Raw genomic sequence first — 20,771 nt, 5'->3', positions numbered from 1 at the left:
TTTCTAGTCAGTAAGCTCTATGATTTTTTGTTCTACTAATGAGTTGTTTTGCTTACGAAACTCATTTGGGTTAACCCCAACGATGCTTTTAAACACACGGTTAAAGGTAGCAAGCGAAGAAAAACCACTTTCCATTGCTATACTGAGTATACTCCAATGACTTGCTTCGTCTTTTAGTAACAACCCTTGCGCATGCTGTATTCGGTACTGATTAATAAATAAATTAAAATTTGTAGCTTTAAAGTGGTAACGAATTGCCCGGCTGATCTTATACTCAGGTACTGCTAATGCTTGGGCAAAATCAGAAATTTTCAAATTAGTTTGCAAATAAACCTGCTTATTGATGAGTGCTTCTATGCCAGTAATAAGCTCAGCCTCTACCTCATTATTTTCAGGTTGTTCAGCCTGATTGGTAGCTTTCACTACCTTTTCAGAGTTCAGCACTTCACTATCAACAGCTTCAGGCACGCTGTTGTGGGCACGTTTTTGCAAGAACATTACTAGCTGCATGGCAAATACAATCAACAATGCAGATGAGGTAATTATAAGCGGCTCAAATTGTCGAAACTCGCTCTCACTGAATAAAAATTTAGGCAAAATGCTGGCATTAAATACAGCTAAGAAGTAGCAGCTAGCAAAAATCTTTGCCTGCAACTTTTGCGTTTCTGTTTGACCTTTATAACCCCGTAATGCTTCCCAAAAAGAGAGCACCAGAATACTAGACGCTAGCAACACCGTTATTTCGGCCATCCCCTGCTTTAAACGCCACATAAATTGGCTATCAGGGAAAAGCTTTACATCAATACTCACCAAATAATGCCACGTCTGGTTAAACATAATTAACCCCGCAATAACAGTTGCCACTGCAATATGCACCTTAGAAATAGGCTTTTGCTCTCGAAATAAAGTCCGTGAGATAAGCCAAGCCATATTACAAGTTGCGCAGGTAAATAAGCCAATTAAATAACTGTAAACACCAATACTGGGCGCACTAATTTTTTGCACCCCAACCATGAAAAGCGAGCCACAAAATACAGCAAACAGATAATGAATAAGTTGCTTTTCTTTTTTCATGCCATTTAGCAGCATGAGCCCCATACAAACGAAAACGAGTAAGTAATAAGGGGATGTATTTTGCATAACTCTTCATGCCTTAAATTGGGTGATTGATGAATTTTTTACCAATCAGATAAGTGTACTTTTTCAAAATCAACATAGCAAAAAGAGTTTGTTAGTGAATGTGTCAAACCCTGTGTGAGTTCTCATAAATAATCACAATATTTTATTGATCAAATTTCGAATTTGAGAAGAGTTTCTTCTCTAGCCCTTTATATTTGCGGTATTAGAAAAATATAATGGATTTGATGATGTTTAACAAAAATAGCAAACTTACGCCTTTAAAGGCGCTCGAATACAGTAAAAAGCTTTGGTTTATTAGCCTGATAATGGCGCAAACTTGCTTTGTGATTTACCTCATTCTTGGTTATGGAGTGACAGGGTTAACTACAGGTCTTTCTGGTTGGAACCAGCTTAATAACACCGCTTATGTTGCCAATGATGCAACGGGGAATTTGATGTATGCAGTGCATGTATTATTTGCTGTCGTGATGATCCTTGGCGGAAGCTTACAGCTGATTGAAAAACTGAGAACAAAATACCGAACATTTCATCGCTATAATGGCCGTGTATTTGTTGTTTTAGCTTGCTGTATTTCATTTGCTGGCATGTATTTAATGATAGTAAGAGGAACGGTTGGTAATACCTTGATGCATGCGCTGACAATGTTTGGCGGTTTAGTGGTTATCGTATCAAGTATATTTGCAGTGAAAACAGCATGGGCTCGTAACTTCAATGCTCATCAAAGGTGGGCTATACGGTTATATCTTGCTGCTAATGGTGTGTTGTTTTTTAGATTACTCATATTTGCATGGTTTTTAGTATTTGGCACCTTAGGCGTCGATACCGCTACATTTACAGGGCCTGCCGTGCTTGCTGTTAGCCTTTGCTCTTACTTAGTCCCCCTTTTAATAGCAGAGCTTGTCCGCTATGCAGCTCGAACGAATATTACCTTTATCACTATCGGCACCGCCTGTTTGATGACGCTAATATCAATCGTGTTCTTAATCGGCTTATTTGGGGTGACTATGGCAAACTGGTACCCAGCTATTGTTAGCTAACTAAACCTCATACAATAAAGCCACCTGAGTAGGTGGCTTTGTAAGCGAGTTTTGAATCACTGTAAATTAATACAATTCAAATAGCGGACGACCATTTTCGTCGTATTTTACTTCCATCACACGAGCGTGGCGGTTTGGATCGTAAAGTGGATCTTTTACTATTTCCTCAAGTGGACGAGTGTCTGTTTTTGGCACCACACTTGGTTCACCAACTGCGTGCTCATAGTCTCGGGCATGGTAAATACACAGTGGTGTTTCACCATCTTCAGCTACTGTAAAACAATTATGACCTGGACCATAAATTTTCTTATCAACACTTGTTTCAAGTACTGGCATACGTGTTTTAGTCCACGAATTACGATCAAGTAAATCGCTGTTTTCATCCGCTTCCATATAGCCCATACAGTAACATGCACCTGTTGCGCTTGCAGAGAAAGCAATGAAGATTTTACCGTTATTTTTAAGTACTGCCGGGCCTTCGTTTACCCAAAAGTCGACACGTTCCCAATCGTAATCAGGTGTCGTCAGCATAAACTGCGCTGTTTTTAACTTAATTGGAGATTCCATCTCAGCTAAATACAGGTTGGATGCCGCAAATTGACCGCCGGTTTTCTCTGCCCAGCAAAAGTAACGCTTACCGTTATTTTCAAAAATGGTGGCATCTAAAGAAAAATCAGTGAACGACTTTTCATCGCCCTCAGCCGCTTGCATCATGCCAAGTTCAACCCACTCATCATTTAACGGATCTTGACCTTTACACTCAAGCACATACGGGCGTAATGCCCAAATATCACTTTCTTCACTCGCTGCAAAATAGATATACCATTTGCCATCGAGGTAATGAATTTCAGGTGCCCAGATATGACGACTCATCGGGCCGCTGTCATGTTTGAACCAAATATCAAAGGTTTCAGCGTCTTTTAGGCCCTCTAATGTCGCAGCCCTACGAAGTTCAATGCGATCATAAGTTGGTACAGAACCGGTAAAATAATAAAAACCATCACTGTGCTTATGCACAAATGGATCGGCACGCTGCTCTACTAACGGACTATTTGTTTGTAATGTCATCTTGAAACCTGATCGTTAAATTTTAATTTGTATTATTTTATTACTTTTTGGTAAGAATACAAATATAACATTATTTTTAACAGACAGTAATCATAAACCTTTCATACCTTCAAGCAGCACATTTGCATTATTCACTTCACGGCTCGTTTCAGAAAGTCCTACCTTTGTGGCGCCACCCACTAGCCAAATTTGGCCGTTTAACGTAACAGCTCCTAAACCGTGGCGTGGCGTTTGCCACTCGAAAGATTTGCGCCATTGCTGCTTAGACAAATCATAGCTAAAAACCTCACGATCAACTCCTTTGCTATGTTCACCGCCAAACACAGTGATAGCATTATCAATAACCGCTGCCGCATGCCCTGCTCGTGCTTTAGGGAGTGCTGCATGTGCTTGCCATGTGTTTGTATCGGGTAAGTATTCGAGCATGTCTGAGATAGGCTCACCGCCAACGGTTCTGCCACCTAGCACAAACCAACGACCGTTTACTTGAGCACTCGCCGCACTGTTTCTAGCTGAAGGTAAAGGAGCCGCTTCTGTAAATGTGAAGCTATTAGGATCAAACACTAAATGCGCACTCACATCTGAACTATGCTGCCATTGGCCATTTTTCTCACTGCTTGGGCTACGTCCACCTGCTAAGTGCACTTTACCATTAAGCACTGCTCCCACAGTCTCACTTAACGCAAAAGGCAAACTCGCCACCTTTTGCCATGCTTTAGCGCCTTTATCTAGCATTAGCACATCACGGCTATTGGTCCATTGGCCTTGGCTATTAACAAAACCTCCAAAAGCAAATAGTCTGTTTTCTACTGCGATTAAATACGTGTGATGACGCCCTTCAGGCAAACTCGGGGCCGATTGCCAACTTGCATACTCAGGCGACCAAAAATGGACTTTTGCGGTCATCTTACCCGCTGACGCTGGCAGTTCGGTAGAGATACCCCCTGCAACCCAAATCTGTTGATTCATGACTGTAGGGTAGATTTCTTGTATAGCCTCAGGGAGCTTTGGTGCTAACGGCTCTTTTGCCGATAACGTATAAGGTAAACAAGTAATAGAAAATGCTAACAACAGTTTGGCTAAGCGCATATAAGTCCTTAATAAGCAGTTGATTAGCTAAAGACTAAGCCAGCTGTACCTATTCGTACACTGCCAAATAGTCTTACTCGAACAACGATTAGTATTCCTAAACGACACTAAATTGATATATTATAACAAAACATTTAACGTATTTTGTTTAATCTTATTAAGGATCACTACCATGAGCAAACTCCCCGTCACCGTGCTCTCTGGCTTTTTAGGTGCAGGTAAAACCACTGTGCTCAGCCATATTTTAAATAACCGTGAAGACAAAAAAGTGGCTGTAATCGTCAATGATATGAGCGAAATAAACATCGATGCAGCGACAGTTAAAAACGATGTTTCGCTTAGCCGCGGCGAAGAAAAACTAGTAGAAATGAGCAATGGCTGTATCTGCTGTACATTGCGTGAAGACTTACTCATTGAAGTACGCGCTTTAGCGCAAACAGGCCAATTTGATTATTTGGTTATTGAGTCAACCGGTATTTCAGAGCCCCTTCCTGTTGCCGAAACATTTACCTTTGCCGATGAAAATGGCGTGTCACTGTCTGATGTTGCAAGGCTTGATACCATGGTCACGGTCGTTGATGCCGTTAACTTTTTAAACGACTTTAACGAAGCCAAATTTTTACAAGAAACCAACGAGCATTTAGGCGAAGAAGATGAGCGAAGCGTGGCCGACTTACTCATTGATCAAGTTGAGTTTGCTGATGTCATTTTAATTAGTAAAACAGACTTAATTAGCGCCGATGAGCTTGAGAGTTTAAAAGCCATTTTAAGCTCATTAAATACCTCAGCAGAACTGATTGCCATTGAAAATGGCCAAGTTGATATCAATAAAATTCTCGGCACGGGCCTGTTTAACTTTGAAAAAGCTCAGCAAGCTCCTGGCTGGCTAAAAGAGCTACGCGGCGAGCATACCCCAGAAACAGAAGAATACGGTATTAGCAGCTTTACTTACGAGGCCCGCCGCCCTTTTCACCCTGAAAAATTTTATAACTTTATTCATAACAATCAACGTGAAGGCAAACTACTTCGCTCTAAAGGCTACTTTTGGTTAGCCTCTCGACCACAATTTGCTTGCCAATGGAATCAAGCTGGCGGCATAGCCCGCTATGGTTTTGGCGGGATATTTTGGAAAGCCTTACCGCAAGATCAGTGGCCAACAGATAGCGACTACTTAGATTCAATTAACCAAGTATGGCAAGAACCCTTTGGTGATATGCGCCAAGAGCTGGTTTTTATTGGCCAAAACCTCAATCAAGCAGCGATCATTCAAGCTCTCGATAACTGCTTACTTAGCGACGATGAACTATTAGCAGGCAAAGCGCTTTGGCAAACCCTGCCCGATCCATTTCCTGTTTGGGAGGAAGCATAATGACAGCCTACGCATTAGAACATGACACTGATAACCTACCATCAGCGGCAGCAACAGCACTAAGCCCTGTGGTGTTTTCACAAATTTATAAACCTGAGCATAACATTGCAATTTGGCAGCGTAACTTATCTCAGCAGCTGCAATCAGAAGTAGCTGAGAGTATTACAGCCAACCCAGAACTCAGCATTAACGCTGTGATCAATCAAAACAGCATTGTGGCTGACATTGATAAAGCCCTTGAAAAACTATCTCAAGCAAAAGAGCTTAAAGCCGACCTCACTCAGCTTGTTGATATGTTTTGTTATTTATTTGAGTTAAAGCGCACCGGATTACGCCTAAGAGTTCTTGAACGTGCCATGTGCCCACGTTTTCATGTTGATAAAGTCCCTTGCCGGTTAGTCAGCACATATTATGGTAGTGGTTCGCAGTGGTTGCAAAATGCAGGACTTGATCGCACCAAACTTGGCGCTGGTCATCAAGGATTAAGCGATGAAGAATCAGGATTAATGACAGCAAATGCTAAAATTCACTCTCTAAATGTGGGTGATGTAGCCTTATTAAAAGGCGAAACTTGGCAAGATAACGAAGGCAAAGGCCTTGTGCACCGCTCACCAGCACTCGCTGCTGGCGAAAAACGACTACTTGTAACCCTTGACTTTATTGCTTAATACGAGCGTACCTGTTGCGTCTATTGATTCTAATAGGCGCTATTTCATTCAAGAACACACAACAATTGCTCATGGCTTTAAATTAAAGAAAAGCATACTAAGCGCACTTGCAATTGCTGATAGAGCAAACATCCTTAGTAACAAAATTAAAACATTCCCTGCACCACCAGCAAAAGTGCCTTTAAAGCTTAATGGGTAGCCATGAAAAACCATTAAATATAATACGTTAAAAAGCCCTACTCGCATCCCATCAATTTCATGGGTATCACCATTTTTTAAGTGAATTTCACACACATGCAAGATGGGTAATCTAACTCGTGGTTCGCCAAACTTTCGTTTGCGTTTTAGATCCATCGTGTAGTGAAACAAAACCTCTGCGATTTGGTTTTTAGCAATGGTGAGAGTGTGATTTTGGTGCTCTTTAAACGTCAATTTATCAATTTTGAGCTCATCCTTGCTTATGCTCATTGCCCATTTAGAACCAAAGCCATACTTCTTGTAAGTCATGATGCGTTTGGTAATAAACACCAATAAAAAGCTTATAAGGCAAATTAAAAAAGCCAACCATGGGTTAAAAGCATCTACTAAATAAAAACTAGATAGTGAAATTGCGCATACCATAAGCGCAAAAAACACTTCGGCCCACCCAGATAAGGTAGCTAAGCCTGGGAGAGATTCTAGCTCTGTTAATGAATCATTAGTTAGTGACAATTTTCCTTTAAAGGCTGCATATCGAAACCATTTTTTATCATTTAAATCCAGCTCTAGTGAGTGCTTAGCCATCGACCCCATAAACATCCCTTTTAAAATAAAGCTTAATAAGAACAACTTTCGTTGTTCCTTAAACTTATACACTTCCCGACCTTACGAGTAAATACTCAAAGAACTAATAAGTTAGGTTTAACTTGGCATATAATAAGTTCAGTAATTAATCAAAAACGAGCTAAACTACGTATATTAAAGAAATTAATTTGTGTGAGTTGATATGGAGCGCCTTTTTCAAAATAGCCGGTTTTTAGTTATTATCGCGATTCTCACCACGGCCATTTCATCGTTACTCGTTTACATTGCCTGTGTGAATATCGTTTTCAATGTTGTTAAAGTCACCATCACCGCGCTACCTGACTCAGCAAAAGGAGGGAAAGAGTTAATTGTCGAGCTTTTAAAAATTCTCGACCTATTACTCATCGGTATTACTCTTCAAGTCATTACCATCAGTCTGTACCGGCTATTTATATCGCCCTCAACAACAAAAAGCAGCCAGTTTTTGGCCGCCTTTCATATCGAAGATTTTCATGACTTAAAAATTACTTTAGTGCAGGTAACATCTGTGATTTTGGTGATTCTGTTTTTAGAACACGCCGTTGAGTTTGGCGGCACAATAGAAACCCTCTACCTTGGTATTTCTATTGCGATTGTGGTTGCCGCCTCGACCTTTGCATGGCGCTCAATGAAATAGTGAACACTCACATACGTTAGTTTATTTTTCAGGGTAACGTAGCTTATATTGCTCTTTCATCGAGGCATTAAACCGCTCAAGTAAACTGCCCTTTTGGGGTTCTTTAGCCAGTTCGAGCAAATCAATTTTTAAGTGGTTATGCTCATTAAATTGGCTAGCAAATGTGCCCATCATTGCTGATTCAAACTTACCATCAGTGAGCAGTTCAAGTACCTGATTACCAAATTGAAACGCCTCGTACTCATTAAGTAGTGTTAAAAAATCACTAAATGATGCGCCCGATAAGTTACTCTGCGTTTTAAATGCGCTTAAGTAACCTTTTGCTAATAAGTTTTGCTCTTTAAAGGCTAGCTGAAATTGGTATGCATGGCGGGTTTCGTGTAATAAAAACGCTAATGGCGCATAAACTTCCATCTCTTTGAGCTTATCTGGGTTTAAGTAAACTAATCCTGCACCTGGGTAACGTACATCAAACACAAAATTAACTGCTCTTTGCGGATATAAGGTGTTATTTATCACCAAGGTTGGTGCTGTAATAGCAAAGCTTTTAATTTCAATTGCAAACACCTCTGGTAGTAAAGCCATTCGCTGCTCAAACGATAGCGCTTCCCAGTTCATTAACTTTTTATAAAGCGCTTTATTTTGCTTTAAGGCGTTGACCAGTTTTTCTGCATCAAGTTGTCTTTGCTTATGTGCTTGCTCTAACCAAGGAATATTAGATTCACTGAGCGCGTATGCTGTTGGCGTTTGTTTCTGTAGTGCTTCATTAGCATAAAACTTTGCAGGTTCTGCATAGACAAAGCAAGATAAAGCTAAACAAGCGCTTGAAAATAAATGGGTAAGTTTCATGGTGTGATTTTTATCGATAATTTATTGCCTAGATTTTACTAGCTTATGCAATAGAATTAAACGTCTTCAATTTTTTAAAAAGGCGTAACAGCTTATGTTACGCCTTTAAATTTAAGCCCTAAAGTGCCAGCGCTAATATTTGCTTAACTTTCGCTAAATCAATATCACCGTGTTCACCTAGCGTAGTTAACTCATTCTTTTCTAAGTTTTTAACAACCGCATCGATTGCTTGTTCATCAAGGTCATAATCAGCAAGGCGTGTTTTCACAGCCATTGCTTCGAAGAAGTCTTGCACTGCTTTAATCGTTTTATCGATTTGTTCAGCTTCATCGCTATAATTAAAACCAAACACTCGCTCACCAAGCTGCTGAATTTTAATAGACTTCTGCTCTTTTTGAACATGCATTAGCGCAGGTAAAACAATCGCTAGTGTTTGTGCGTGATCAAGATTATAAAGTGCTGTTAATTCATGACCAATCATATGTGTAGACCAATCTTGCGGTACACCCTGACCAATCAAACCATTCAGTGCCATTGTAGCCGACCACATAACATTGGCTCTTACATCATAGTTTTGCGGTTCGCTCAGCGCTTTAGGTCCTTCGCTGATCAAAGTTTGTAAAATACCTTCTGCAAAGCGGTCTTGTAATGGCGCATTTACTGGGTAAGTTAAGTACTGCTCAATAACGTGTACAAACGCATCTACAACACCATTACTTACTTGGCGCTCTGGTAACGAAAAAGTATATTCAGGATCAAGTACTGCAAAAACTGGTTGCACACTCGGTGATGAAAAAGCACGTTTCTGCGACGTCTCTTTTTTAGTAACCACTGAGTTGCCGTTACTCTCAGAGCCAGTTGCAGGTAAAGTTAATACTGCACCAATAGGAAGCGGGTTACTAAACTCAGCACCTTTAACAAGGATATCCCACGGCTCACCTGCAAAGTTATAAGCTGCTGCAACAAACTTAGCGCCATCAATAACACTGCCACCGCCAACAGCTAAAATAAAGTTAACATTATGCTCTTTAGCACTTGCCACAGCTTGCATCAGTGTTTCGTATGTTGGGTTAGGTTCAACACCACCAAACTCTATAACATCAACACCGGCTAACGCACTCATTGCTTGGTCGTATACGCCATTTTTCTTTATTGAGCCACCACCAAAAAGTAATAGTACTTTAGCGTTTTCTGGTAAACGTGACGTGATCTCACTCATTTGACCTTTACCAAACAAAATTTCGGTTTGATTTTTATAAATAAAGTTCAACATTTAAATGCCCCTTAAATTAGGTTTAAATTGCTAATTAGCTAATTTACTTAGCTAACATTTCTAAAAGTTTTTCTGCTAATAATTTATCTGAAAACGGGTTTTGCCCCGTAATGAGTTCGCGGTCAACAACCACGTTTGGCTGCCACTCACTAGCGAATGCCATATTTCCACCGGCGTTTTCCATTGCCATAGCTGGATAAAACTTAAGCTTTTTACCTTCTAAACTGCTTTCAAAAACACGCTCTTCAGGGTCTGAAAAAATAGTCATTTTATAGCCGTCATAAATCCAGTTGTTGGCCACTGCCTTTCCGCCATCTTTTATTGCTTGATAATAAGAACTTGGCTGAACTTGTGCCGACAACAACGTAATTGGGCCATGGCAAATTGCCGCTGTTGGTTTACCTTGCTTATTAAAATGACGCAAAATCTCACCCACTTCTGGGTTGTTTGCTAAATCAATTAAAGGTGCATGGCCTCCAGGGATAAACACAGCCTCATATTGGCTTAAGTCACCCGCTAAAATTTCGCTCAAACTCGCGGTATCATTGATATCAGGAAGTGATGCTACAAAATGCTGAATGCTCTGCATTTTAGCTTCATCACCATCAAAGTAATCGGTGCTCACTGATTTTTTATCTACTTGAGGCGCATTACCTTTAGGTGTTGCAAGTACAAGCTCATAACCCGCATCAACTAATGCTTTTGCTGGCACACCAAACTCATTTAGGTAGTAGCCTGTTTCGATGCTCTGGCCGTCAGCTAAGTCCATGGTTGTTTCACTTGATAAAATAACCAATACTTCGCCTTCACCCGCCACTGCAAACATCGACATAGTTGATGCAGCAACAAGCGTTAGTCGCTGTAATATCTTTTTCATAACTCGTCCTCTTAGAAAGTGAAGCCATCATAGTGGGTTTGCGGGGCGAATAGAATTCGGATAAATTAAGAGGAGCAATCAGAATATTTATGGCTCGTACAGTTACATGTCTTATCTCACGCAATTAAAAACCTTTGTTGAAGTTTATCGTTGTAAAAATATTACGAAGGCTGCGGCTAATTTAGGCTTATCTCAGCCTTCGGTGACTTCTCATATTCAAGCAATGGAGTCAGTCGTTGGTAAATCTTTATTTGAGCGCAAAGCCCGCGGTGTTACTCCGACCGCTGCAGCACATGATCTAGCGCTGCAGGTTTCTGGTCATATTGATATATTAGAGCAAAAGATCATGTCGATACGGGCACGTTCTGATGCCGCACATGGCACTGTTAATATTGCAGGACCTGCCGAATATATTAGTAGTGTATCGGGGCCACAAATTGCCAACTTACTGCAATCTGGCAATGTAAATCTTGTTCTGCATATTGGTAATAAAGTGAGAATTTTTGATGCCTTGCAATCAGGTACTGCAGATATTGCTATTGCCGCATCAGCGCCTGATCCAGCACTATTCGATAGCCTTGTGCTCGACAAAGAAAAGCTCATTTTGGTGATGAACCGTTTACATGGCCGAGAAATCAAAGACAGCACCATTACCGCAGATTTACTCTCAAGCTACAATGTCGTTGCTTATGATGAAGAGCTGCCTTTGATAAGACAATACTTTGAAGCTGTATTCAACGCAAAATGCCACTCAAACGTCATTGCTATTTGCCCGGACATACGTGCTATTAGCAATATTATTCGTTCAGGTATTGGTTATTCTGTATTACCCGATTACCTTTGTCGCGATCAGATAAAAGCTGGGGAGCTTGTGCAACTAGGGCCCGAAGGCCCAGAAAACATAATTTACTTAGTTTGGAACAAAGGGGCATTAAAACACCCCCGTATTGCATTTGCCAAAGATGTTATTTCGGCCTTTGCAAATATTAATTACTTTGCAAACTAAGCAAGGCTTGCTTTGCGTCTAGCAGTTTTACTCGTGGGGCAAGTGCATTTAGTGCGATTAAATGTAGCATTTCAGATACTGTTGTACTCACATCCGTTAAAACTGCCACATCGTACTCTTTAGCTTGCTCTGAGATAGCTGTATGAGTCACACAGTTTTGCGTCATCATGCCTGCAATCAAAAGTTTTTTAATACCATGCTGCTTTAAGACATCTTCTAAATTAGTTTGATGAAAGCTGTCTGCATAGTGTTTTACAACCACAGGGGCTTCTGGTGCTGCATTTAAAATATCAGGATGAATATCAACACCTTCTGTACCTTCATTAAAAAATGGCGCTAAACCCTGAGAAGGATCAGCAACATGCTGAATATGAATAGGTAAAACCCCGCGCTCTGTGGCTTGTTTTATCACATCGACGAGCTGATCTTTTACTTGTTTAGCCTGCCATAAAGGAAACGCGCCATCCTCAAAGTAATCATTCTGTAAGTCGATAATTAGTAATGCTGTGCTTGTCATTGTATAAACCCTTTTTCATTGTATTGACGCCTAGTTTGCTGAATTTTTAACGTATCAAACAGTGACCCAAACACCATTTATCGATAATATTGGGCCAAAGTGTTTGATAAGGCTTTACCATGAATGTTGCAGTATTCGCATTTCCAAATATCAGTCCATTTCACCTTGCAGTACCATGCATGGTGTTTGGTGAAGGCGCTCGCTCAGCTGGTATTAAAGAATTTAACTTAGCAGTGTGCAGCGAAAGTAAAGCTGTAATGCCCTCAAGCGCGGGGTTTGATATTCAAGCGCATCACTCAATAACAAAGTTTGATCAAGCAGATATTATAATTATTCCGTCTTGGCCATCACCTGAAACAGCCCCCTCTAAAGAATTAGCAACCAGTTTGCTAAACGCGCATAGCCGTGGCGCTATAATTGTAGGGCTCTGCTTAGGCGCTTATGCGTTAGCGCACATAGGGCTTTTAGATAATATTGAAGCAACTACCCACTGGGCATACAGCGATGACTTCAAAGCGCGCTTTGCAAAAGTGAAGCTTAACAATCAAGTGCTTTACCTTGAACATAATCGGCTATATACATCGGCAGGAACAGCGGCAGCCATTGATTGTTGCTTATATTTAGTTCGCAAATTTTTAGGAAGCGAGCAAACTAATGCTATTGCCAGAATGATGGTAACTGCGCCGTATCGCACTGGCGGGCAAACACAATTTATTGCCCTACCCGTCCCGCAAAATGTTGCTGATGAGCGTTTAGCAAGCTTGCTTGAACGGATGCAAAAAAACTTAGCTAGCAACCATACGATTGATACACTCGCAGAGCAAATGCACATGAGCCGACGCACCTTTACCCGCCACTTTCAATCGCTTACTGGGCAGAGCGTTGGGCAATGGCTATTAAATCAACGTTTAAACCACGCGCAGCGACTTCTTGAGTCAACTGATTTACCTCTAGAACATTTAGCAGAGCAATGCGGCTTTGGCTCATCTGTTACTTTACGCCATCATTTTCGTTCTCAGTTTGGTTTATCACCGCGAGACTGGCGTAATGCATTCCGCCAAGCATGAAGCTTAGGTATAATTAGTTTTTCGACTCGATTTTGGTTTTTAAATGAAAAAGCTTTCTAAAGTACAATTAAAACAGCAAGCCCTTGTATTAAATGTTGCCGACGCCCTTGAAGAGCAAGGTCGCGCAGAACTTGAAGGCATGTTGCAATGCTGGTTTGATGTGGAATACCACTTATTCCCAGGCTCATTGCTTTTATGTTTTCAATTTGAAAACCAGCAAACACTCGATGCAGCGACCCCAGAGCTATTAAAATGGCAAAAACGCCTAAGTGGCGCAATGCTGAAAAAAGGCGTGATTTTAAAAGACATGCGCAGGCATTTAGTGTTTACCCTAAAAGGCCCAGACGATTAAATGAGGTGAGTTGCGAGTTAGCAAGTTGGCAAAATTGTAGCAGCGATTTTATATCGCGTAGGAATGATCATAGGTGCTAGGTGCTAGGTGCTAGGTGCTAGGTGCTAGGTGCTAGGTGCTAGGTGCTAACAGCATAGTGTTGGTTTTGGATTCGTAAGGGGGTTCCATACCCAATCGACTTTTTTGTTCGGCGTTAAAACGCCTCCTATAACTCGCATCTCGTTCCTCGAAACTCGCATCTCGTTCCTCGAAACTCGTATCTTTCCCTTTAACTCGATAACTTGTTGGGTTTCACTCCGTTCTACCCAACCTACCAGCTTAAAGCTTTTGCTTTTCCACACCCATTTGCTTCACATGCTCAACCAGCTCAGGGAAAAACGTTAAAAACACCGCGTCTAATTGTTGGTAGTGGCGAGCAATATCTTCAGCGGCTCCTGCAAAGTTATTAGCAAAGCGAATACGCTTGGCGATGTTATCAAGAGCAAGGCCGACCCCATCGAGTGTTTCATACTCTTTAAACCAATCATTGTTGGTCATACTAGTCACAACTTGCTGCATACGCGAAGGCATCATGGCTTGCCTAGCATTTAAAAGCCCATAACTGTGCTGTTTGAATTCAGCTAATGGTTGGTCATTAAACCGCTGCCAATGCTGAATTAGAAAGTGATCGAACGCTACATCAATGGCGACACTTGCAAAGCGTTTACGTGCTGGCGAAAAGTACTGCTTAGCCTCTTTTACAAGGGGATGTGAGTCAGTAAACCTATCAACCAGATAATGATTTTCAAGGCCATTTTTAACCGTATTGGGTAACTGCGCAGAATACCGACGCCCACCAAAGTCCCCCAGCAAATTACCAAAATGTGAATCAGCCGTCGGTTGTGCTAAATAAAGGTGAGCCAAGTAGTTCAACGCATTCTCTAAAAAAAGTCATTTTATGCATTGTAAAAGAATACAGGTGAAAGGGTCTAGGGGCACGAGTTGCGGATTAGCAAGAGTGTAGCGGCGATTTTAGCTCCAAACGTTGAGTTTCACCCCGCTCTAACCAACCTACGAGCTAATGAATCAAGCACTGTAGGTCGTCATTTAGGCGACACATAATCGCTAACATTGACGGGCTAAAGCCCGACCTACATCTTGCTTCTGTGGTTTAGATAAGCATCGCGCGAAATAAATTTCACGCCTACGGGTATGCATTTCACTTAAACTGCGTGCAGGCTGATCTGACTTATAGCTTAAAGCTTAAAGCTCTTTTGTTTTAATCTGACTACTAACGACTGATATCTAATATCTTCTAACGCCTCCTACACCTCGCATCTCGCTAACTTTTCAATCTGATAGCTGACGGCTGAAAGCTGATGGCTCCAAACGTTGAGTTTCACTCCGCTCTAACCAACCTACCAGCTAATAGCCATACAAATAACTCACCTTTATGACTTTAAATTAAATGCCAACATGACAAGAGCCGACATGATCGCAGAAAGAGAAATTAACCGCATAATAAAAATAACTATATTACCTGCACCGCTTGAAGTTGTACTTCTGAATAGTAGCGGGTATTCGTGGAACTTTAAAAGGTACAGCACATCAAAAAGACCTACTCGCATACTATCTAGCGTAACAACATCGCCACTTTTTTGATGAATTTCACAAGCGTGTAAATTGGCCGTTTTTTCGTTCACAGTATGACCACTTCTACCGTGAAAAGTATAATTAAAAATGATTTCTTGGATATCGCCCTTAGCGATTTGCATAACTTTTGAAGCTTTACCCTCTATTGCTAACCTATCTATTTCGAGTGAGTCTTTAGATATACTCATAACCCACTTACGACCAAATCCAAATTTGTTATAAATCACAATTCGCTTGATAACAAATACACAAAGATAACAGCTCACACAAGTTACAAAAGCAGGTATAGGCTGAATCGTTTCTTGAAGCACTAGGCTCATTACAGCAATAGCGATAGTCATAAAGAAAAATAAAAATTCAGCTCCGCCCGACAGCACAGCTAGGCCCGGTAGCGACGTTAGTTTTGTATTAGAATCAGCCTGCAATACTGGCTTTTTATAGAAAGTTGAATACCTAAACCAAACTCGGTCGCTCAGGTTTAAATCTAGGGAGTGCTTCGAAAGTGGCTGATTATAATCCATTATTTAAGTTTCCATTTTTAAAACACAATTTTGCCATTACTTTCCTATTAAGCCAACCTATGTACTTGATAGTATATTTACTTTACCTTCATGTACTAAACTAACTGCCCAACAAAGTTAACCATATTGTGCGCTACAATTGGAAAAACAAGGCTACCAGTACGCTCTCTTAACCACAGCAAAATAAATCCATAACTCCCAGTTAATACGATTCTGAATGCAGACAAATGCCACTCACCATCTATATGCATAACCCCATGAACTAGACCAAATAATAAAACCAAAAGTAACCCTGCAATGTTTATTGGCGAGCCAAAAAAGTTAATGCGCGATGAAACAACAGCCAACGAAAAACAAAATAATAAAACTCCTCTAAACATTGGTTCTTCATCTAACCCAGGAATAAGAGCTTGATAGAGTAGCGTTTCAAAATCGAAATTTGGTCCGTTACCAAGGCTAAGCGTCACAATAATCTGCAACGCAACAAACAGGGTTAAAACAACGAGTGCAGGCTTAATAGAGCCTTCATTTTGTCTAAGAGTAAAACCTGCGTCCTTGATTTTAAAGTCACTTTTAAAAGCTGCTAATAAAGCCAATACCAAAGCCCAAAGAGTAATAGCGACAATTTTACCTGACCAATTCCATTTGAGATCTGTAAAAAGTAAATCTAAGGAAATGAACTCTTTACCTTTGAATAAAGCTAAGAAATAACAAAATAGAATTAACAGAGTAGCAAGCAGCCAAGTTAAGTTTATAGTTACTTTACTGAATGCTTTTAAAATTAAAACGAGTAACAGAACCACGCCTAAATTGGCGAGTATTCCAAAATACATATCTGGCATAACCGTCCTTGGTGAGCATGCAGCCCAAACTTTATTATTGTTTAATTTCTATGATAAACACAAAAACAACCTATTAAACAGATATTTGTTTGAGTTCAAATTCACATTGAGCATATTTTTATTTTCAAAGTATATGAACCACAGAGAGCACCGAGGCACTTTGCGCTACACAGAGAAAAGTAAGGTTTAAAAATAATATTCACAAAGAGGATAAGAGACGCTGCGCTTTAGAGGAAAAAACAAAATACTCTTTTGGTCTATCTCATTCTTTTCTCTTTGTGAAAAACAAATTGAACCACAGGGTTCGGCGAAAAAACGCCTAAACTCGTACCTCGCAAACTTTTTCGTCTGATAGCTGACGGCTGAAAGCTGATAGCTCCTTCCCCTAGCAACTCGCTAACTTGTTGGGCTTCGCTTAGCTCCACCCAACATACGATAATAGCTATCCTTTATTCCCCCGCAAACTTTAACATTCGCGTTTGGTCGGTAAGCTCAATATCCACCAGCTCATATGGGGCTTTGGCTGCTTGAGTGACCACAAAAGGCATGGTGAAACTATCATAGCTATCAATCTGTTTTGCTACTTCAACGGTTGCCAGTTTGATGCGCTCACCTTTATTACCTTTGCCTGTTAAGGTTGCACGAATGGCATAGCGGCCTGAGTCGGTCACTTGCACTGGCACCTTGGCTTGGTATTTGTTATTGCCAAGCGCAGTGACTTTGGCTTTATCCATACTGATGGTTTGTGAGCTATGTACAAACGGCATTTTTATAGAGCGTTTTACCGTTTGGCCATTCACTTTAGTATCTACACTGGCCTCAAGCTCGTAGTAACCATTTATTGCGCCTAAGGTTTCAAGCGGGTAATTAAATACTGCTTCACCATTTTCGTAACGTACATCTAGTTTTTCGCCATCAGGGCTTGAAAGCGTTAACTTCACATCACTATCTTTAAAGCGCTTTTTACCCATACTAAGCTGCATAGCAACACGCTGTTGCTGATCTTTCACTTTAAATTGCGATTTAGCATGCAAAGCATTGCTCGAGCCTTTTTCAATCACGTGCAGCAAGTAGGTGTCGTTATCGTTAAGGGCTTGGCTTGTTCTTAGCATTGCTTTGCCATTTACCTGACCTAGCTTGAGCCCAACACTGCCATCGCTAAATCCTGCATTTTCCATTTGCTCACGTGCAACCATGGCTTGCATTGGCATTTGTCTAAAGCTGTCATCTCGCACCGACAGTTTATCTAGCTGTAAGCCATGAGGCTTAAATACTTCGCCACTATCAAAGCGTGCTTTTGGTGCAATGCGAATAAAGTTATCAGCTTGGTTTACAAAAACAGGCACACCACGCTTAAGCTCTTTACCCGAAACTTTCTGCCAATATTCAACACTGTCTTTTTCAAGTGTTTGTAGTTGAGCGCTTGATGCTGGTTGAACTTGAGGGAATTGATAAACCGTTTGCGCATTAGCATTTGCGGCTGTGCTTACAAGCACTATTGCAGCTGCAATTGTGGTTAACTTATTAATCATAGCGGGCTCCTAAATTCGGTTTTTAAGCATGTTTGGCAAGCCAAAACAGTTACGTCGACTTTGCTGATGACTTAAAGGCTCACCACCTTGGGTTCGTGATTTATCGGTAAACCACACCACCCCAGCTAACGACTGAGAACTGCAATTTAAAAAGCCATCCGAACAGCTATCTAACCAGTTTTGCGTTACTTCAAGGCCCACTTGATTTTGATAACCGCCACAATAGCTGTCGCTATCCCATACCGCTGATTCAACATCACTGCCCACCACGGTTTCGAATCGAGATGGTAAACTTGGGCGGTTCGGTGTGCCATACAGCCACTGTGCGTTATACGATTCCATCCAGGATACTTGCTGTTGTTTTACTGCATCGCTGCCGTAGCCTAAAAGCCAACCCAAGCTTTGCTCAAACGAATTACCCGCAATAACCGCATCAGCCAACGGCGTGCCACCACTTGAAGGAGCCAGAGCAATGGTACGCGTGACTTTGCTAATAATATTTGGATAACGGCTATCCCATGTTGGGTTAGATAAAATCCAACGCACCACATTGCCACCGTTAGAATGGGTGATCAGAGTTAAATCTGTGATGTTTTTATTATTGATAAATGTAGTGAGCTGCCCTGCTAAACAGCCAGATGCCGCGTCTGCCCACATGTATTGATCAAAGTCACAATTAATGACCGTGTAATTACTACTATTTGGTAAACCTTGACGAACCGTGTCGACAAAACTGCCTGTCCAATAGTCATTATACGCATCGCTTTGCTGGCCTGTACCGTGCACAAATGCGACTCCTTGCGCAGCAAAAGCACTGTGGCTGATACCCGCTGCCAACATTAAAGCTGGCACTAGTGAGAGTGTTTTTATTTTCATGTGTGTTCCTGTTGATTGTCATTTTATCTATCAGGTTGGAGGAGTGACCTCCGACCAAAAACATAGACCAAACAGGTACGAAAGCAAGATTTAATTTACATTAATTTAACTTTTGTGTGTTTTTTAAGTACAAATTATTAGATTTTTACTAGCAAAATGTGCTAGTTGAATATGTAGAATTGCAATACTAGGTAGATTTTAAGGCTAATCATTAGCTAGAAAAGCCCTAGATATTTTACTTTTATTTATAAATCTTTTTTTAATCCATATCTCTAAATTTACACACAGGATCTTTTACTGATTTATTTATAAGGGTAATTTGGCAATCTAAGTAATAACTAAATAGATCTAAAGTCACTGTGAAAGAACTTTCAGAAAAGGCGGGGGTCAAATAGTCGACTCCAACAACATCAGTCCTAACATCAACCGCATTCCCTTGTTGATCGGTAAAAATACATAACTGCTTTTGTTTATCCATTCTGTCCAATTTTAGTGTAATACAAGGTTGAACCTCAGTGTTATAGCGCAAATAAGTAACAGTCTCATTTTTTAACTGACCTTTGATTATCTGAATCGGCTGGATATTGTCAACCTTCTCTAAACTCGATTCCTGAGAACAAGCGAAACTGGTAAAAATAGAAAGGGATAGTGCCATTGTTTTAAAATTCATGGAGAAACCTGCATTGTCGATTGTTTTACCGATAAAGTACTTGCGAACTTACTTCTCATAGCAAACCTCTGATAAGGCACTGAACTCCACTTAGAGCGATCACTGAATATAAGCTTCAAAGCTTTAATATCTCCTTGCGCGAGTGGTTTTTGTAAGAACTTTCTTGTGGCTCCCGAATAGTCGCCTCGATAAGTTAAATCAACAAAAAGTTCCAATAAAGAACTTGGTAATTGACCCCAATCAACAGCTCCATATGCAGCGACAGTATCTGCTTTTTGGCATATTCGCAAAACAACTTTTTCTTTCTCTGCATATGCAATATTAAATAAAGATAGCTGTACATTTGGACTAATTTCATAGTCCAATAAATCGTTCTTAATTATAAAAAGCTCTGCCGCCCTTCCTTTAAGCCTTGAAGCTGAAGCTAATAGGTTTGCTTCTATTAAATTAATACCTGCTTTTACAAGTTGGGCTGAAATAAGGCTAGCAGATTTATCTCTCAGATCATAACCTCTCACTAGTGTTAAACCCGAATTAGTGCTAGGAACAACTTGTTATGTGTACGGCATTCACAGCAGCCGATTATGGAATGAAAATGCCACCTACACCTACGTTCTCGGCCACTTTGGTTTGCAAACCGATACGTACGTAAAACAAGTGAGTTTGATTCAGTAGGTTTGAGTTAGCGAGATGGTAGCAACGATTTTATATCGCGTAGGAATGGTGCTAGGTGCTAACAGCGTAGTGTTAGTTGCGCCTCCCCTATGACTTTTTTCGGCGTTAAAACGCCTTATATGGACTCCTCCTATTGCACAATACCCTTCGTTAATTTTGTCAGACTGCGTGCTTATATGCGGGCTCATAATGAGGAGCTACCTCGGCCCTTTGATGTATTCGCGCCCTTGTGCCTCTTCTCCTACTCGGTGT

The 20,771-nt window shown here is 40.8% G+C and carries 22 protein-coding genes; 7 read left to right on the top strand and 15 right to left on the bottom strand.

The genetic code is table 11. The annotated features are described in order from the left end of the window. Nucleotides 1–3: 3 nt before the first annotated feature. Complete coding sequence (locus tag JIG37_RS10395) at nt 4–1,140, bottom strand: AraC family transcriptional regulator (protein ID WP_244664384.1); 1,137 nt, start codon at nt 1,138–1,140, stop codon at nt 4–6. A 224-nt stretch (nt 1,141–1,364) separates the two neighbouring features. On the opposite strand from JIG37_RS10395, the gene JIG37_RS10390 reads away from it, so the two are divergent. Next, nucleotides 1,365–2,177, top strand: a complete 813-nt coding sequence (locus JIG37_RS10390) for a DUF2306 domain-containing protein (RefSeq protein WP_244664383.1) — start codon at nt 1,365–1,367, stop codon at nt 2,175–2,177. 66 nt (nt 2,178–2,243) lie between these two features. Here the strand turns inward: JIG37_RS10390 and JIG37_RS10385 are convergent, their stop codons facing one another. Further along, nucleotides 2,244–3,245 carry a family 43 glycosylhydrolase gene (locus JIG37_RS10385; RefSeq protein ID WP_199529328.1) on the bottom strand — a complete coding sequence of 334 codons (1,002 nt, stop codon included), beginning with the start codon at nt 3,243–3,245 and terminating at the stop codon, nt 2,244–2,246. A 90-nt stretch (nt 3,246–3,335) separates the two neighbouring features. Further along, nucleotides 3,336–4,334, bottom strand: coding sequence for a kelch repeat-containing protein (locus JIG37_RS10380; RefSeq protein ID WP_199529327.1), 999 nt, complete (start codon nt 4,332–4,334; stop codon nt 3,336–3,338). Between the two features lie 172 nt (nt 4,335–4,506). On the opposite strand from JIG37_RS10380, the gene zigA reads away from it, so the two are divergent. Both zigA and JIG37_RS10370 read left to right on the top strand, forming a co-directional pair. Next, nucleotides 4,507–5,703: a zinc metallochaperone GTPase ZigA gene (zigA, locus tag JIG37_RS10375; protein ID WP_199529326.1), complete on the top strand. Its 1,197-nt coding sequence runs from the start codon at nt 4,507–4,509 to the stop codon at nt 5,701–5,703. Further along, on the top strand, nt 5,703–6,371 hold the full coding sequence (locus JIG37_RS10370) for a DUF1826 domain-containing protein (RefSeq protein ID WP_199529325.1): 669 nt from the start codon (nt 5,703–5,705) through the stop codon (nt 6,369–6,371). Before zigA ends, JIG37_RS10370 begins: the two co-directional genes overlap by 1 nt. 69 nt (nt 6,372–6,440) lie before the next feature. Here the strand turns inward: JIG37_RS10370 and JIG37_RS10365 are convergent, their stop codons facing one another. Beyond that, nucleotides 6,441–7,199 (bottom strand): hypothetical protein, encoded by a 759-nt coding sequence (locus JIG37_RS10365; protein ID WP_199529324.1) that lies wholly within the window; start codon nt 7,197–7,199, stop codon nt 6,441–6,443. Nucleotides 7,200–7,356: 157 nt separating this feature from the next. Here JIG37_RS10365 and JIG37_RS10360 point away from each other — a divergent pair, with 157 nt between their 5' ends. Further along, the gene (locus JIG37_RS10360; RefSeq protein ID WP_166339213.1) at nt 7,357–7,830 is read left to right on the top strand and encodes a YqhA family protein; all 474 of its coding nucleotides are present in this window, start codon (nt 7,357–7,359) and stop codon (nt 7,828–7,830) included. Between the two features lie 21 nt (nt 7,831–7,851). Here JIG37_RS10360 and JIG37_RS10355 read toward each other — a convergent pair whose 3' ends face one another. The 3 genes from JIG37_RS10355 to JIG37_RS10345 all read right to left on the bottom strand — a co-directional run bounded on the left by JIG37_RS10355 (nt 7,852) and on the right by JIG37_RS10345 (nt 10,829). Then, nucleotides 7,852–8,679: a hypothetical protein gene (locus JIG37_RS10355; protein WP_199529323.1), complete on the bottom strand. Its 828-nt coding sequence runs from the start codon at nt 8,677–8,679 to the stop codon at nt 7,852–7,854. A 118-nt stretch (nt 8,680–8,797) separates the two neighbouring features. Further along, on the bottom strand, nt 8,798–9,952 hold the full coding sequence (locus tag JIG37_RS10350; RefSeq protein ID WP_199529322.1) for an iron-containing alcohol dehydrogenase: 1,155 nt from the start codon (nt 9,950–9,952) through the stop codon (nt 8,798–8,800). A 43-nt stretch (nt 9,953–9,995) separates the two neighbouring features. Continuing rightward, nucleotides 9,996–10,829, bottom strand: a complete 834-nt coding sequence (locus JIG37_RS10345; RefSeq protein ID WP_199529321.1) for a type 1 glutamine amidotransferase domain-containing protein — start codon at nt 10,827–10,829, stop codon at nt 9,996–9,998. 106 nt (nt 10,830–10,935) lie between these two features. On the opposite strand from JIG37_RS10345, the gene JIG37_RS10340 reads away from it, so the two are divergent. Then, on the top strand, nt 10,936–11,835 hold the full coding sequence (locus tag JIG37_RS10340) for a LysR family transcriptional regulator (RefSeq protein ID WP_199529320.1): 900 nt from the start codon (nt 10,936–10,938) through the stop codon (nt 11,833–11,835). On the opposite strand, the gene JIG37_RS10335 is transcribed toward JIG37_RS10340, so the two are convergent. Next, nucleotides 11,816–12,352, bottom strand: a complete 537-nt coding sequence (locus JIG37_RS10335) for an isochorismatase family protein (RefSeq protein WP_199529319.1) — start codon at nt 12,350–12,352, stop codon at nt 11,816–11,818. The genes JIG37_RS10340 and JIG37_RS10335 overlap by 20 nt on opposite strands. A 119-nt stretch (nt 12,353–12,471) precedes the next feature. Here JIG37_RS10335 and JIG37_RS10330 point away from each other — a divergent pair, with 119 nt between their 5' ends. Beyond that, nucleotides 12,472–13,419, top strand: coding sequence for a helix-turn-helix domain-containing protein (locus JIG37_RS10330; RefSeq protein ID WP_187489982.1), 948 nt, complete (start codon nt 12,472–12,474; stop codon nt 13,417–13,419). A gap of 43 nt (nt 13,420–13,462) precedes the next feature. Further along, entirely contained in the window at nt 13,463–13,771 is a 309-nt protein-coding gene (locus JIG37_RS10325) for a hypothetical protein (RefSeq protein WP_054560743.1), read from the top strand. 318 nt (nt 13,772–14,089) lie between these two features. Here the strand turns inward: JIG37_RS10325 and JIG37_RS10320 are convergent, their stop codons facing one another. From JIG37_RS10320 to JIG37_RS10290, 7 genes are all read right to left on the bottom strand, one after another. Beyond that, nucleotides 14,090–14,683 carry an ACP phosphodiesterase gene (locus tag JIG37_RS10320; protein ID WP_199529318.1) on the bottom strand — a complete coding sequence of 198 codons (594 nt, stop codon included), beginning with the start codon at nt 14,681–14,683 and terminating at the stop codon, nt 14,090–14,092. A 518-nt stretch (nt 14,684–15,201) separates the two neighbouring features. Next, nucleotides 15,202–15,924: a hypothetical protein gene (locus JIG37_RS10315; protein ID WP_199529317.1), complete on the bottom strand. Its 723-nt coding sequence runs from the start codon at nt 15,922–15,924 to the stop codon at nt 15,202–15,204. A 95-nt stretch (nt 15,925–16,019) separates the two neighbouring features. Further along, entirely contained in the window at nt 16,020–16,766 is a 747-nt protein-coding gene (locus tag JIG37_RS10310; protein WP_138599863.1) for a CPBP family intramembrane glutamic endopeptidase, read from the bottom strand. A 449-nt stretch (nt 16,767–17,215) separates the two neighbouring features. Further along, the gene (locus JIG37_RS10305; protein WP_199529316.1) at nt 17,216–18,298 is read right to left on the bottom strand and encodes a DUF4785 domain-containing protein; all 1,083 of its coding nucleotides are present in this window, start codon (nt 18,296–18,298) and stop codon (nt 17,216–17,218) included. Nucleotides 18,299–18,307: 9 nt separating this feature from the next. Then, the gene (locus tag JIG37_RS10300; RefSeq protein ID WP_054560749.1) at nt 18,308–19,174 is read right to left on the bottom strand and encodes a hypothetical protein; all 867 of its coding nucleotides are present in this window, start codon (nt 19,172–19,174) and stop codon (nt 18,308–18,310) included. A 259-nt stretch (nt 19,175–19,433) separates the two neighbouring features. After that, nucleotides 19,434–19,844, bottom strand: a complete 411-nt coding sequence (locus tag JIG37_RS10295; protein ID WP_199529315.1) for a hypothetical protein — start codon at nt 19,842–19,844, stop codon at nt 19,434–19,436. Then, nucleotides 19,841–20,362, bottom strand: a complete 522-nt coding sequence (locus tag JIG37_RS10290) for a hypothetical protein (protein ID WP_199529314.1) — start codon at nt 20,360–20,362, stop codon at nt 19,841–19,843. Before JIG37_RS10290 ends, JIG37_RS10295 begins: the two co-directional genes overlap by 4 nt. Nucleotides 20,363–20,771 lie beyond the last annotated feature (409 nt).

The organism is Pseudoalteromonas sp. bablab_jr010, from assembly GCF_016464105.1.
In the GTDB taxonomy this organism is placed as follows: Bacteria; Pseudomonadota; Gammaproteobacteria; order Enterobacterales; family Alteromonadaceae; genus Pseudoalteromonas; species Pseudoalteromonas simplex.
The sequence above is the reverse complement of the archived record's forward strand: the minus strand, read 5'-3'. Positions and strand labels throughout refer to the sequence as shown.